Annotated in this window: 1 protein-coding gene and 1 pseudogene; both read left to right on the top strand. The window is 43.4% G+C overall.

Annotation, left to right across the window (positions count from 1 at the left end):
• Positions 1 to 505, top strand: a pseudogene (locus tag H7968_RS17940) (hypothetical protein); the annotation flags it as partial.
• On the top strand, positions 502 to 851 hold a 350-nt coding region (locus tag H7968_RS17935; RefSeq protein ID WP_227397379.1), incomplete at its 3' end, for a phage tail family protein. The pseudogene H7968_RS17940 and the gene H7968_RS17935, both read left to right, overlap by 4 nt.

The raw sequence follows: 851 nt of genomic DNA, 5'->3' as shown, positions 1-851 counted from the left end.
TGCTTCAGAAAAAATGGAATCAGCAAAACTTGCAATAATCAATCCGCTTAGAGACGCAAAAGACACAGTTCTTGGTTTCGTTGGTGAAATCATTACGGGCTTTGCGAATATGAAAATTGAGATTCCAAAGCCACGTCTTCCTAAAATTAATGTTGGAACGACTACTCTATTTGGTGGAGAAGGTGGTATACCTTCAATTTCAGTGCCAACTTTCGATGTAACGTGGCATAAAACGGGTGGAGTATTTACGAAACCGGTTATTGCCGGCAATGCAGGGTTCGGGGATGTTGAAGAAGCCATAGTACCGTTTGAAGGTCCTCATGCTGCCAGAATAGCCGGATTGATCGCTGATGCACTTGACAGTAGGTTAACTGGTCAACAGGCTGCGGGTCCTGTCATTAATCAGACGGTAAATTATAATACGCCGGTGAATAGTCCATCTGAAAGTGCTCGAAGAAATAAACAGGCATTAATAGATCTCGGAAGGGGGCTGTCGATGGGATGAGAGTCTTAACGATTGAGAATGGACCATATAGCGTTCAATTGGCTGAAACAGGACCATACGTCATACAGAGCATAATTGGGCTTGGTGATGTAGATGCTGACATTCAAATGCAAGCAGCCCCTTACCAGCAGGGAAGAACTTACATCGATAGTAAACTGATACCTCGTTTTATCAATATTGAGGTCTTGATAAAAGGTACCAACGATGAAGACATTTCAACGAAAAGAGAACACCTTGGGAAGGTTTGTAACCCGGTCTCAGGACAACTGAGAATCCAATACGAATATGGAGGGAGAATCAAAGAGACATATGGTGCCGCGGATCATGTGCCAAGGTATTTAAGTGG

The organism is Jeotgalibacillus aurantiacus (assembly GCF_020595125.1).
GTDB classification, from domain to species: domain Bacteria; phylum Bacillota; class Bacilli; order Bacillales; family Jeotgalibacillaceae; genus Jeotgalibacillus; species Jeotgalibacillus aurantiacus.
This window is presented reverse-complemented; position numbering and strand designations above follow the sequence as displayed.